Origin of the sequence: Verminephrobacter aporrectodeae subsp. tuberculatae At4, from assembly GCF_000193225.1 — a bacterium.
GTDB lineage: Bacteria > Pseudomonadota > Gammaproteobacteria > Burkholderiales > Burkholderiaceae_C > Acidovorax > Acidovorax aporrectodeae.
The window spans coordinates 15,877-28,352 of record NZ_AFAL01000359.1 but is presented as its reverse complement, the minus strand read 5'-3'; the positions used below and the strand labels follow the sequence as shown (position 1 = coordinate 28,352).

At 67.3% G+C, this 12,476-nt stretch carries 15 protein-coding genes; 8 read left to right on the top strand and 7 right to left on the bottom strand.

What is annotated here, in order from left to right; all coding sequences use genetic code 11:
• The 4 genes from VTU_RS0108020 to VTU_RS0108005 form a co-directional block, all read left to right on the top strand.
• On the top strand, positions 1–974 hold a 974-nt coding region (locus VTU_RS0108020; protein WP_010103060.1), incomplete at its 5' end, for a M24B family metallopeptidase.
• Between the two features lie 22 nt (positions 975–996).
• Positions 997–1,782, top strand: a complete 786-nt coding sequence (locus VTU_RS26525; RefSeq protein ID WP_010103058.1) for a CPBP family glutamic-type intramembrane protease — start codon at positions 997–999, stop codon at positions 1,780–1,782.
• 112 nt (positions 1,783–1,894) lie between these two features.
• Entirely contained in the window at positions 1,895–2,155 is a 261-nt protein-coding gene (locus VTU_RS0108010; protein ID WP_010103056.1) for a type II toxin-antitoxin system RelB/DinJ family antitoxin, read from the top strand.
• Positions 2,155–2,427 (top strand): type II toxin-antitoxin system YafQ family toxin, encoded by a 273-nt coding sequence (locus VTU_RS0108005; protein WP_010103055.1) that lies wholly within the window; start codon positions 2,155–2,157, stop codon positions 2,425–2,427. Before VTU_RS0108010 ends, VTU_RS0108005 begins: the two co-directional genes overlap by 1 nt.
• Here VTU_RS0108005 and VTU_RS34400 read toward each other — a convergent pair.
• Both VTU_RS34400 and VTU_RS26520 read right to left on the bottom strand, forming a co-directional pair.
• Positions 2,358–2,615 (bottom strand): hypothetical protein, encoded by a 258-nt coding sequence (locus tag VTU_RS34400; protein ID WP_086009998.1) that lies wholly within the window; start codon positions 2,613–2,615, stop codon positions 2,358–2,360. The two genes, VTU_RS0108005 and VTU_RS34400, sit on opposite strands and share 70 nt — an antisense overlap.
• 181 nt (positions 2,616–2,796) lie before the next feature.
• The gene (locus VTU_RS26520; protein WP_010103054.1) at positions 2,797–3,456 is read right to left on the bottom strand and encodes a tripartite tricarboxylate transporter substrate binding protein; all 660 of its coding nucleotides are present in this window, start codon (positions 3,454–3,456) and stop codon (positions 2,797–2,799) included.
• Between the two features lie 131 nt (positions 3,457–3,587).
• Here VTU_RS26520 and pyrF point away from each other — a divergent pair, with 131 nt between their 5' ends.
• From pyrF to VTU_RS0107980, 3 genes are all read left to right on the top strand, one after another.
• A complete protein-coding gene (gene pyrF, locus VTU_RS0107990) occupies positions 3,588–4,409 on the top strand; it encodes an orotidine-5'-phosphate decarboxylase (RefSeq protein WP_010103053.1) in 822 nt (273 codons plus the stop codon).
• Positions 4,410–4,496: 87 nt separating this feature from the next.
• Positions 4,497–5,471 carry a Bug family tripartite tricarboxylate transporter substrate binding protein gene (locus tag VTU_RS0107985; RefSeq protein WP_029554197.1) on the top strand — a complete coding sequence of 325 codons (975 nt, stop codon included), beginning with the start codon at positions 4,497–4,499 and terminating at the stop codon, positions 5,469–5,471.
• A complete protein-coding gene (locus VTU_RS0107980) occupies positions 5,468–6,454 on the top strand; it encodes a M14 family metallopeptidase (RefSeq protein ID WP_010103051.1) in 987 nt (328 codons plus the stop codon). The genes VTU_RS0107985 and VTU_RS0107980 overlap by 4 nt, the downstream gene beginning before the upstream one ends.
• Positions 6,455–6,695: 241 nt before the next feature.
• On the opposite strand, the gene VTU_RS32635 is transcribed toward VTU_RS0107980, so the two are convergent.
• The 5 genes from VTU_RS32635 to VTU_RS0107960 all read right to left on the bottom strand — a co-directional run bounded on the left by VTU_RS32635 (position 6,696) and on the right by VTU_RS0107960 (position 11,113).
• Positions 6,696–6,905 (bottom strand): hypothetical protein, encoded by a 210-nt coding sequence (locus tag VTU_RS32635; protein ID WP_138927822.1) that lies wholly within the window; start codon positions 6,903–6,905, stop codon positions 6,696–6,698.
• Positions 6,906–7,071: 166 nt separating this feature from the next.
• Positions 7,072–8,766, bottom strand: a complete 1,695-nt coding sequence (locus VTU_RS0107975; RefSeq protein WP_029554196.1) for a thiamine pyrophosphate-binding protein — start codon at positions 8,764–8,766, stop codon at positions 7,072–7,074.
• Positions 8,767–8,800: 34 nt separating this feature from the next.
• Positions 8,801–9,574, bottom strand: a complete 774-nt coding sequence (locus VTU_RS0107970) for an amino acid ABC transporter ATP-binding protein (RefSeq protein WP_010103049.1) — start codon at positions 9,572–9,574, stop codon at positions 8,801–8,803.
• A complete protein-coding gene (locus tag VTU_RS0107965; RefSeq protein WP_010103048.1) occupies positions 9,571–10,236 on the bottom strand; it encodes an amino acid ABC transporter permease in 666 nt (221 codons plus the stop codon). The genes VTU_RS0107970 and VTU_RS0107965 overlap by 4 nt, the downstream gene beginning before the upstream one ends.
• A gap of 13 nt (positions 10,237–10,249) precedes the next feature.
• Entirely contained in the window at positions 10,250–11,113 is an 864-nt protein-coding gene (locus VTU_RS0107960) for a transporter substrate-binding domain-containing protein (protein ID WP_029554195.1), read from the bottom strand.
• 95 nt (positions 11,114–11,208) lie between these two features.
• Between VTU_RS0107960 and VTU_RS0107955 the strand changes: the two genes are divergently transcribed.
• Positions 11,209–12,471: an NAD(P)/FAD-dependent oxidoreductase gene (locus VTU_RS0107955; protein WP_010103044.1), complete on the top strand. Its 1,263-nt coding sequence runs from the start codon at positions 11,209–11,211 to the stop codon at positions 12,469–12,471.
• The last annotated feature ends 5 nt before the right edge of the window (positions 12,472–12,476 follow it).

Sequence of the window (12,476 nt, the reverse complement as noted above, 5' to 3'; positions counted from 1 at the left end):
GGCTCGGCGCGGTGCGCGCGCGGCTGCGCTACGGCGCGCTATGCCCCAGCGCGCAGAACGACCTGTGCGCTCTGCTCGACGAGATGCGGCTCTTCAAGGACGCGCACGAGCAGGCCATCCTGCGCCGCGCCAGCCAGATCAGCGCGCAGGCCCATATCCGCGCCATGCAGCGCGCGGCGCGCATGCTGCGCGCGGGCCAGGACCTGCGCGAGTACCACCTGGAAGCCGAGTTGCTGCACGCCTTCCGGGACGCCGGCGCGCAATGCCCGGCGTACAACTGCATCGTCGCTGCGGGGGCCAACGCCTGCGTGCTGCACTACCGGGCCGGCGCGGCCCCGGTGCGCGACGGCGAGTTGGTGCTCATCGACGCGGGCTGCGAACTCGACGGCTACGCCAGCGACATCACGCGCACCTTCCCCGCGAATGGCCGCTTCAGCGGCGCGCAACGCGCGCTGTACGAACTGGTGCTGGCCAGCCAGGACGCAGCCGTGGCCACTGCCCGGGCCGGCGCGCGCTTCGACGACCTGCACGACGCCACCGTGGCCGTGCTCACGCAGGGCCTGATCGACCTGGGCCTGCTCGACAAGAACAAGGTGGGAACGCGCGACGACGCGATCGCCAGCCGCGCCTACTTCCCGTTCTACATGCACCGCACGGGCCACTGGCTGGGCATGGACGTGCACGACTGCGGCAGCTATGTCGAGCCCGGCGAAGTCGGGCAGGCGGGCGAGCGCAAGGACCCGCTCTCGGGCGAGCGCATCACCCAACGGCCCAGCCGCGTGCTGCGCCCGGGCATGGTGCTGACCATCGAGCCCGGCCTCTACGTGCGGCCTGCCGAGGGCGTTCCCGCGCAGTTTCACGGAATCGGCATCCGCATTGAGGACGACGCCATCGTCAGCGCGTCCGGCTGCGAACTGATCACGCGGGGCGTACCGGTGCAGGCGGACGAGATCGAAGCGCTGATGCGCGCCTGAAGCGTGCGTGGGAAGACCCGACATGAACTCTGACGACAAGCGTCCAACGCCCACGCCACGCGCCATGCAGTGGCGGCTGGGCGCAATCCTCTGGCTGCTGGGCATGGCCTGCATGTTTGCCCCGATATTGTGGGCGCTGCTGCTCCGGTGGACGAGCTTTGAGGAGGCGCTGTTCGTTTTGCTGGTGAGCAATCTGCTGTACGCCGGCTTGGCGTATGCGGTGCTGCTCGCACTCGCGGTGGCCGTGGGCGTGGCGCTGGCGCCGCGCGTGGGCCTTGCCGCGCCCGCGTTGTCGGCGTGGATCGGGCGCCGGCCCGTGTGGCCGGCGCTGAGGCCGCAGTTGACGCCCGGCCTCTGCGGCGGGTTGGCTGGCGCGGCGTGGCTGTGGGTGCTCGCGCGCAACACACCGGAGGTCCTGAGGCCGCCGCCGTCCGCCCCCGAGCACGCCGCAGCCTTCATACCCGCCCAACTGCTCGTTGGCATCACGGACGAACTGTTCATGCGCTGGACCGTGATGACGCTGCTGCTGTGGCTGGTCTGGCGCCTGCTGCAGCGCGGGCAAGGCGCGCCCGGCAGGGGGCTGCTGAGCACGGCGGTGGTGCTCAGCGCCCTGTGCTCGGCTGCGCTGACGTGCTTGTCCACAGTGCAGGACATGCCGGGCGTGTTGACCCCGCCGGTGCTGGCCTTCCTGCTGCTCGGGAACACCGTGTTTGGCTTGGTCATGGGCGCGCTCTACGCGCGCTACGGGTTCGAAGCGGCCATCCTCGCGCATACGCTGGCGCTTGCCTTGTCGCAATCGTTCCTCTGAGGGTGCAGCGCGGGCAAGGCATGCCCGGCAGGGGCGAGATCCGCGCATGAGCTGCTAGCGTCCGTAGCTCTATTGAGCCACAATCAAAGCCCAATGTAATAGGAGGCTGGCCATGGCTGCCACAGCATTTGTCCGGGCGCGGATCGATGAGACGCTGAAAAACGAAGCTGCCGCCGTACTGGCTGGCATGGGCCTTACCGTGTCCGACGTGGTGCGTATCGCACTGACCAAGATTGCCAAGGAAAAGGTGCTTCCGTTCGAGATGCGCGTTCCCAACGCGCTGACAGCGGAAACGCTGGCAAAGAGTGAGCGGGGCGAGGACGTGCACCACGCCAAGGACGCGCATGACCTGTTTGAGAAGCTTGGCATCTGATGCGCCAGCCCGGCTATTCCGGTCAGTTCAAACGCGATGTGAAGCAGGCGCAGAAACGCGGCAAGGACATGGGCAAACTCAAGACCTTGTTGGACTTGCTCATCGAGGGCAAGCCGCTGCCAGCGTCCTACCTCGACCACCCGCTGAAAGGCAGTTGGCGTGGTTTCCGGGATGCGCACGTCGAGCCTGATTGGCTGCTCATCTACAAGATTACCGGGGAGCTTGTGCGGTTCGAGCGCACCGGGCGGCATTCGGATTTGTTCGACGAGTGAGAACAGCCATGTTTGTCGCGCCGGGTCTCGATGCGGTGTTCCTCGTAGTTGTGGCCGATGCAGACGATCTTGTCCGGGTTCGGGATCACGGGCAGAAAGCGGATCTCGTCCAGCGCGGCGCTGTCGGGCCGGCCTTGCGCGACCTGTCCCAGGCGCTCGAGCGCGCCCGCCGCGATGGCGCTGCGCAAATATGCCGTGGTTGCGCGCGTAGAAGTCGGCCATGCGCGCGGGATCGGGCGTAAAGAGGTGCAGTTGCGCGAGGGTGGCGCCAAGGGTCATGGGGTCTCTCCGTGTCAGGGAAGTGCGGGGGGTGCGGGGGAACGGATGCGCGAAGACGGGGCAGGGGGCCTGTCTTCGCCGCTGCGGCCATCAATCCAGGCGGATGTCGAGCCGGCGAATCGGCTCGCCGAAGCGCTGCGCGTCGGCCGCGACCTGCCGGGCGAACTGCTCGGGCGTGAGGCTGTAGGGTTCGTAGAACAAGGTGGCGTAGCGCGCCTGCAGTTCGCGCTCTGCAGCAACGGCGGCCACGTCCTGCTGGATGCGGTCGATGACGGCGCGCGGCGTTCCCTTGGGCGCGAGCAGGCCGACCCAGGCCGAGAGCTCGAATTGCGCTGGTCCGCCCGACTCGGCGACGGTCGGCACGTCGGCGAAGCCGGCTACCCGTGCGGGCGCGGCCACGGCGATGTAGCGCACGCGGCCGGCGCGCTGCATCGCGCCCGCGCTGGCCGCGCTGCCAAAGGCCCAGTGCACCTCGCCATTTCCCACGCCGGTGTAGAGCTGCGTCATTTCCTTGTACGGCACATGGGTCATGCGCGTGCCGCTGGCGGCCTCGAGCATGGCCGCGCCCAGATGACCGGGGCTGCCCACGAACCACGATCCGTAGTTCACCACGGCGGGCTTGTCGCGCGCGGCGCGCAGCAGGTCGCCCGTTGTGCGCCAGGGCGAGGCCGCGGGAACGACGACGAAGAAGTAGTTGCGCAGCATGGGCGTGACGAATGCGAAATCGCGCCCCAGTCGGGTGGCTTGCATGCAGAGGTTCCGTTGAAAAAAATCGTGCGCGTACTATCGACTTGGTAGCAAGCACGGGTCAAACGTCCGTCTCGCCCGGTGAGACGGACGCCCCAAATCGTGGGGACCCCGGGACACTAAAATAACGCCCCATGAACTTCGCCGACATGTTGCGTGGCGCCACGGCGCGAAACCATTCCCTGCTGTGCGTGGGGCTGGATCCCGAACTCGGGCGGTTTCCCGTGGCGATGCGTGGCAACACGCGCAAGATTTATGGCTTTTGCGCCAGGATCGTTGACGCCACGGCCGACTTCGTGTGCGCGTTCAAGCTCCAGGTCGCGTGCTTTTCCGCGTACGGTGCGGAAAGGCAACTCGAACGCCTGATAGAGTACATACGCCGCACCGTGCCCCACATACCGGTGATCCTGGACGCCAAACGGGGGGACATTGGCTCCACGGCGGTGCAGTACGCCCGGGAGGCTTTCGAGCGTTACGACGCGGATGCGGTCACCCTCTCCCCGTTCATGGGTTTCGACTCGATCGCGCCCTATCTGGCGTACCCCGACAAGGGCGTGTTCCTGCTGTGCCGCACCTCCAACCCCGGAGGCGACGATCTGCAAAACCAGCGCTTGGCCGACATCGACGGACAGCCCCGGCTGTACGAGCACATTGCCCACTTGGCGCAAGGCCCCTGGAACCGCAACGGCCAGTTGGGTCTGGTGGTGGGCGCCACCTACCCGCAGGAGATCGCGCGCGTGCGCAACATTGCGCCCACGCTGCCGCTGCTGATCCCGGGTGTCGGCGCGCAGGGGGGCGACGCCGCAGCCGCCGTGCGCGCGGGGTTGCGCGACGGCGGGGCGATCATCGTGAATTCGTCGCGCGCCATCCTCTACGCATCGGAGGGCACGGACTTTGCCATCGCAGCGTGCAAGCAGGCTGGACGCACCCGGAGCGTGCTGGACGAGGCGCAGTAATGAGTTGCACCGGCGGCGCAGAGCACGCCTGTCCCATCTGTCACATGGGGGCCATTCCCGTTGCGCCCCAGCTTGTACGATGCCGCCATGCCAATCCACCATCGCTTGCGCCGCGTTGCCCTGCTGTGCAGCCTGATCCTCATTGCCGTGCCCGCGCCCGCGCAGGACGCGTATCCGTCCAAGCCCGTCACCCTGGTCGTGGGCTACCCGCCAGGCGGTAGCGCCGATCTGACCGCGCGCACCGTGGCGGCCGAGTTGGGCAACAAGCTGGGCGTCCCCGTGCTCGTCGAGAACCTGAGCGGCGCGGGCGGCACCATCGGCGCGCAGAAGGTGGCCAGCGCCGCAGCGGACGGCTACACCCTGCTCGTGGGCGGGAACAACGAGTTGGTGATCAACGGGCTCGTGACCCGCAAGCCCAAATACGGCATCGGGGATTTCAGCGCCATCGGCCTCATCGCCTCACAGCCGCTGGTGCTGGTGGCGTCGCCCGGGGCGGGCGTGAGGAACCTTGCCGAATTCACGCGCAAGGTCGCGCAGAACCCGGGCAAGTTCAGCTACGGCAGTTCGGGCGTGGGCACCTCGTTGCACTTGGCCGGCGAGTTGGTCAAGGAGCAGGGCCAGCTGTTCATGACGCATATTCCCTACCGCGGCGTGGCGCCGCTTGTCCATGACTTGGTGGGTCGCAACCTGGAGTACGGCATGTTCGTGCTCTCCAGCAGCCTGCCGCACATCCGCAGCGGCAAGCTGATCGCCCTGGGAACGACCGAGGCCAGACGCTCGGCGAGCACACCCGATATCCCGGCGCTGGCCGAGTCGCCGCAGTACAGGGCCGTGGACATCGGCACCTGGTTCGCGCTCATGGCCCCGGCGAAGCTGCCCAAGCCGGTGTTCGACAAGCTCAAGAAGGCGCTCGGCGACAGCCTGCAGAGCCCGGAATTTCGCAAAAAGCTGGAGGCCAACGGCTCCAGCATCGCCGCCGCCGGAACAGACACCGACCAGTTCCTCGCAGCCGAGTTGGCCAAGTACCGCAAGATCGTCGAATCCGCCAGGATCGAGGAATGAACGCCGGCCCGGCCTTTGATCTGCCCGTTCCGGACATCGGCGCCTGGCGGGCGGGAAACACTGGCACCGAGGGCGTGTGGCAGTTCGATTCGGGCCGGCCCGGGCGTTGCGTGATGATCAGCGCGCTGGTACACGGCAACGAGCTGTGCGGCGCCTGGGCCCTCAAGGGCCTGCTCGAAGCGGGCCTGCGCCCCGAACGCGGCCGGCTGACGCTGGCCCTGTGCAACCTCGACGCCTTCGACCGCTTCGACCCCGCCGACCACGACGCATCGCGCTTTGCCGAAGAAGACCTGAACCGGCAATGGATCGACGCGCGCATCGACGCAGCGGACAGCAACGAGCGCCGCCGTGCCGCGGCCCTGCGCCCCTTCGTGGCGCGCGCCGACTGGCTGCTGGACATCCACTCCATGCACGAACCCTCGGCGCCGCTGCTGCTCACGGGCACCCAGGCGCGCAACCTGCAACTGGCGCGCGCCATGCGCTCACCCGAGCACGTCGTGATCGACGCGGGCCACCAGGACGGTGTGCGCATGCGCGACTATGGCCGCTTCGGCCTCGCGGATGAGCAGGCCGGAGACACCCGCTCGCTGCTCATCGAATGCGGCTTCCACGGTGCGCTCGCGAGCCGCGCCGTGGCGCAGGACCAGTGCCTGCGCTTCCTCGAACAGTCCGGCGCGCTCGACGCCCAGGCGCTGGCGCGGCAGCTACCCGGCTGGCGGCTCGCGGACGCGCCACACCAATGGGCGCTGGAAGTCACGGGCCGCGTGGTCGCGCGCAGCAATGCCTTCCGTTTCGCCGCGCCGTACACGGGTCTGGAGCAGATTGCAAAGGCTGGCAGCGTGATCGGCGACGACGCCGGCACGCCCGTGACCACACCGCATGACGACTGCGTGCTCGTGATGCCGTCCACCAGGCAGGCGCGCGCGGGCGTCACCGTCGTGCGCTACGCCACCCGGCGGCGGCTCCAGGATGGGCCTTCCTGAATCGGGTGCTCCGTGTGGTTCACCCATGCGGGCGCCTGTGCTGCCATGCCGCGGTGCAGGGGGCGCTGCGGCGGTGGAGTTGATCGTCTGCAGTTGGGATCGGCAGGCTGAACCAGCCGGGCTTTGCTGAAGTGAACCGCAGCACCGGGCAAACCCAAGAGCGTTGATCTGCGCACCGCGCTGGCCATCGCAGCGGCTTCGTGCGCCTGCCCGACGGGGTGCCCAGAGGAACTGGCCAACTTCAATTGTTCCTTGTCCCTTTTTGGCCAGTGTGCGGGTTTACGTTGCCTTTGTGGCTGTAGTTGTTGGATGTGGTGCCATCGCGGTTTGTCGCATGGTGCGAACTCACATGGGTGCCACTTTTTCTGCTGTGGCCCTTTACGTACTTTGCCATGGCAGGCAAGGCTGAGAGGCACAGTGTGAACGCAACGGCAAGCGGGATGATCTTCATGGTATTCCTTTCGGTGTGGCGGGTATGGGGTCAGACCACTGTTCTGGTCCCTGGCTAAGGGCCAAGTCACTGGCGCTCGGATTATGGCCAGTGCATCCACGGCGATCTACCGAGCCATGTCTCGACCATGACAGAGTCGGCTTCAGACAGAGCGTACGAAGCGGCCTCAACCCATCCACTGACTCACCGGAGCAGCCGTGTCCTGCAATTCCTGCGCGATCACGTCGATCAGTGCCGGGCCGTCGTGCGACAGCGCCGCCTTGAGCGCTGCGTCCAGCCGCGATGGATCGTCCACACGCCAGGCCTTGACGCCGAAGGCCTCGGCGACGCGCGCATGGTCCGTGCGGGTGAAGTCCACGGCGAAGTAGCGCCCGTTGTAGCTGGCCTTCTGGCTGGCCTTGATCCAGCCGTACACCGAGTTGGAGAAGACGATCATCTTCAGCGCTATCTTGCAGCGCACAAGGGTCTCCATCTCGCCGCAGGTGAAGCCGAAGCTGCCGTCGCCCATCACCGAAACCACCACCGCGTCGGGACGCCCGAAGGACGCGCCGATGCCCGCGGACAGTGCGAAGCCGAGCGCGCCGTGGGCCCGGTTGGTGATGAAGTGCCGACCCGGTCGATGCGCGTTGAAGTGGGCAGACAAGTACGGACAAGGCGTTCCCGGGTCGGCGACCACGATGGCGTTCTCGGGCAGCAGGCGATTCAGCGCATCGACGACTCGCTCGGGCTTGATGGGCGTGTCCAGCGACGCCGCCAAGGGCGCGAACGCGGCACGCTTGGCCTCGCGCGCGGCGGCAGCAAGGGCGTGGCCATCGGCGTGCTCCGCGGGCCGATGCGCGATGCGCCGTTCGACGGCCGCACCCACCGCGTGCAACGCGAGCAGCGCGTCGCCGACCAAGCCGACGTCGGTGCGGTAGTTGGCCGAGATGACCATCGGATCGGCGTCAATGTGCAGGATTCTTGCGTCGCGCGAAGGGAAACGCCAGTGTTCGGTCGTCGTCGAGCCTGCACGACAGCCGATGAAGAGCACGGTGTCTGCGGCGGCAACGATCTCGCGCGTGGCCAGGACGCCGCCATTCGCACCGACCACCCCGGCGTTGAGCGGGTGCGTGTCGGCCAGGCTGCCCTGGCCGCTGATCGTCGTGCACACCGGCGCGTTGAGTTGCGTCGCCAGCGTGTCGAGCGCCGCGCTGGCGCCGGAGATCACCACGCCGCCGCCGCAAATGATGACCGGTGAGCGCGAGGCGACGAGTTTCTCCGCGGCCCGCTCGACGTCGGCCGGATCTGGCGCCGAGCGCATCGCGGGGAAGCGATCGTGGCCCTCTTGCGCCCAGACGTCGGCAGAATCGACCGCGTGCGTTTGCACGTCATGGGGCAGACAGATGTGCGCGGCGCCGGGTTTGCCGGTGGTCATCGCGCGAAACGCGGCGCGCACGATGCCGGGAATCTGGTCGGCACGATCGACGGTCGCGTTCCACTTCGTCAGAGGACGGTACAGAGCCTCTTGGTCGAGTTCGGTCAGCGGATACTTGCCGCGTGACCCCACTGACACATCGGACGTGATGCCCAGCACCGCGACCGACGACTCGTTCGCTTCCACCAGACCGGGCAACAGGTAGGTGGCGCCACCCCCGCTTGGGCCCTCGCAGACACCCACCTTGCCGGTCACGCGCGCATAGGCATCCGCCATGTAGCCGGCGCTGCGCTCATCGCGCGTGAGGACGTGGTCGATGCCGTGGTCCAGGCGCGCCATCGCGTCGTACAGCGGCAGGCTGGTGTCCCCGCACAGGCCAAAAATGTGTTTCACTCCATTGAGTTGCAGCATGCGCACGACGGCTTCTGCGCCATTCATCTTCATCACGGGGCGGTCTCCGGGTTCATGGGGTTCGAGCAGCTCACACGGCGCTGCGCCGGAAGCGCTCAAGAAAGATCTTCAGGCGCTCGTTGCGGGGATTGCGGATGATCTCGGCGGGCGCGCCGATCTCGGTCATCACGCCATCAAGCATGAAGCCGATGCGATCCGACACTTCGGCGGCAAAGGCCATCTCGTGGGTGACCAGCACCATCGTCATGCCCTCGCCCGCCAACTGCTTGATGACGGACAGCACCTCGTCGACCAACTCGGGGTCGAGCGCGGACGTGACCTCGTCGAACAGCATCACGTCCGGCCTCATGGCCAGCGCGCGGGCGATGGCCACGCGCTGCTTCTGCCCGCCAGACAAGTGGCTCGGGTAGGCTCCCGCCTTGTCCGCCAAACCGACCTTCGCCAGCAGGTCACGGCCCAGCGCGGCCGCTTCGGCCTGCGCCATGCCCTTGACCTGCACCGGCGCTTCGACGATGTTCTGCAGCACCGTCATGTGCGGGAACAGGTTGAAGTGCTGAAACACCATGCCGATGTCGCGGCGCAGTCTGGTCAGCGCAGCGTCGCCCGGTGCACGTCCGCTTGCGCTGAAATCGAACCCATGCGCGCCGACTTGCAGCCGACCGGACTGCGGTATTTCCAGCAGGTTCATGCAGCGCAGAAAGGTCGATTTTCCCGAGCCGCTTGCACCGATCAGCGTGACCACCTCGCCCTTGTTCACCGAGAGGGACACGCCCTTGAGCACCGGCTGCGCACCGAAGGATTTGTGGATCTGCGTGGCCTGGAGCATCGGGCAAGCGGCGTTCATCGGTGGACTCCGAGGCGCCGCTCGACGCGCTGCGCGACCACGGTGAGCGGATACAGCACGGCGAAGTACAGAACCGCGATGACGGTGTAGACCTCCAGCGGTCGATACAGGGCGGCGGTAATCACCGAGCCCTGATAAAGCAGGTCGCCTACGGCGATGGTGGATACGAGCGAGGTGTTCTTCAGCTGCAGCACGGTCTGGTTGATGAAGGCCGGAATCATCATGCGCACCGCCTGCGGCAACACGATGCGACGGAAGATCCGCCCGCGGCGCATACCCACGGCCATGCCCGCCTCCCACTGAGCGCGGTCCACCGCCTCGATGCCGCCGCGGAACACTTCCGCGTAGAACGAGCCGGCGTAGAGCGACAGCGCAAGAAAGCACGCCATCGCCGGCGACATCTCAACGCCGACCAGCACGGGCAGCGCGTAGTACATCCACACCAGTTGCACGAGCAACGGCGTACAGCGGAACAACTCAACGTAGCCGATCACCGGCACATGCAGCCAGCGCGGCGCGTTGGTGCGCACCACTGCGACCGCAAGACCAAGCACCAGGCCCGCGAGCACGGTGCTGAGCGTGAAGGCGATGGTGACCAGCAAGCCCCGCCCGATGAGACCCGCGTAAGGCTCGAGCGCCTTGAAGTCCCAAACGTATGCCATGCTGGCCCGGTGCTCAGAACTGCACTTCCGCGGGGATGTCAGCCACGGTCACATTGATCTCCGCGAGGCCTTTGAGCAGCCACTCGCGCGTCTGACCGATCGAGCGGTTGTAGTCGGTCCACACGCTCAAGAAGTCGCGAAAACGCCTGTCGGGATCGATGCGCACGCCAAGATTGCTCGGCAGCGTCAGTATCGGGCGCGGTATGGCGATCTCGCCCAGCGCCGGGTTTTTCTTGAGCATCGGCAGCGCAAGAATGGCCAGCACGACATTGCAGTCCGCGCGGCCCGTCGCGACGGCGAGCACCGCCTCGTCGCGGTTCTTGAAGCCGACGATGTTGGCTTTGGGCGCGTAGCGGCGGGCGATCAACTCATGCGTCGAGCCGAGATCCACGGCGATGCGCACGGTCGGCTTGCTCAGATCCTCCCAAGTCGCGGGCTTGGGAAAGCCCTTGCGCGTCACGGCAGTGAACGAGTGCATCAGGATCGGAGACGCGAAATCGATGACCAGCGCACGCTCGGGCGTCGGATTGACGGCAAAGGCCAAGTCAATCTTGTCGGCCTGCAAGTCCAATATCTGGTTGCCCCACGTCGTCTCGACAACCTCCACCTTGGCGCCGAGTTTGGCGCCGATGTCGTTGGCCATGTCCATGCAGGCGCCCGTCCACTTGCCCGTGAGCAGATCCTTATTGAAGTACGGGGCCTGACCCACGATGGCGGCGATGCGCAGCACGCCGCTCTTGCGCACGCGCTCGAGCGTTGATCCGGAAGCGCTCGCCACGCCGGAGGCGGACTGAGCGAGTCCCTGCGACGAAGCGGTGGTAGCCAATACGGCAGCGCCCGCCAGGGCGGTCGAAGTGAGAGCGTTTCTGCGATTCATCAGTGATCTCCGCGCAAGCAGTGGAACGGGTCTGTCCAACTCCTGTATTCAGATGCTGATTCATGTTCTGTATTCAGTCAAGTACCATATGGCGCATGAACCGCCACGTCGTTGTCATTGGCGCCGGCGCCGTCGGGGCGATCAGCGCCATCGAGGCGCTGCGTGCGGGCCTGCGCGTGACCTTGCTCGACCCGGGACTGCCGGGCGGTGAACAGGCGGCCAGCTATGGCAACGCAGGCTGGCTGTCATCGCACTCGGTCATCCCGCCCGCGGAGCCAGGGGTCTGGAGGAGGCTGCCGCGCCTCATCATGGACCCGCTGGGGCCGCTGGCCATCCGCTGGAATTACCTGCCGCAGGCCACGCCGTGGCTGCTGCGGTACATCGCTTCCGGCTGGACGGCTGCGCGCATCGCGGCCACGGCCCGTGCGCTTCGCCCCCTGCTGGTTGACGCACCGGCGCTGCATGAGGGCTTGGCGCGGCAGGCGGGCGTCCCGCAGCTCATCGAACGGCGCGGGCTGCTGCACGTGTATCCGTCGCGGGCGGATTTCGAAGCGGACGCGCTCGCCTGGACGATCCGGCGGGATAACGGCGTTCGCTGGCTGGAACTGGACGCCGCTGCACTGCACCGGCAGGAACGCGCACTGCACCCGCGCTATCAGTTTGGCGTACTGGTTCCCGAGGCGGGGCATTGCCGCAACCCGGGCGCCTACGTCGCCGCGCTCGTGGCGTATGCGCGCACGCTCGGTGCGCAGTGGGTGTCCGCGAGAGCAACCGGCTTTCACATCGAGCGCGGGCGGCTGCAGGCCGTGCGCTGCGACGACACCGAGGTTGCCTGCGATGCAGCGGTGGTGGCCGCGGGCGCGCACTCCAAGGCGCTGGCTGCGCGGGCGCAAGACCGCGTGCCGCTGGAGAGCGAGCGCGGCTACCACGTGGTCGTGGAAAGCCCCGAGGTCATGCCGCAGCTGCCGCTGATGGTGTCGGACTGCAAGCTCATCGCGACGCCCATGGAGACAGGCTTGCGCGTGGCCGGCCAAGTCGAGATCGCCGGCCTCGGTGCCGCGCCGGATTGGCGCCGCGCCGATATCCTGCGGGATCACCTGCCCAGCATATTCCCGGCGCTGCCGCGCGAGTTCCCGCGGGATCGGCTGCACAACTGGCTCGGGCACCGGCCCAGCACGCCCGACGGGCGACCATGCATCGGCTTTGCTCGCGCTTCGAGCGACATCGTGTACGGCTTCGGTCACGGCCACGTCGGGCTCGTGGGGTCGGCGCGCACCGCGCGCGTGGTCGCGCAACTGCTATCCGGTTGCGCGCCGGAGATCCCGCTGGCGCCGTTCGACCCGCGACGCTTCGCTTGAGACAC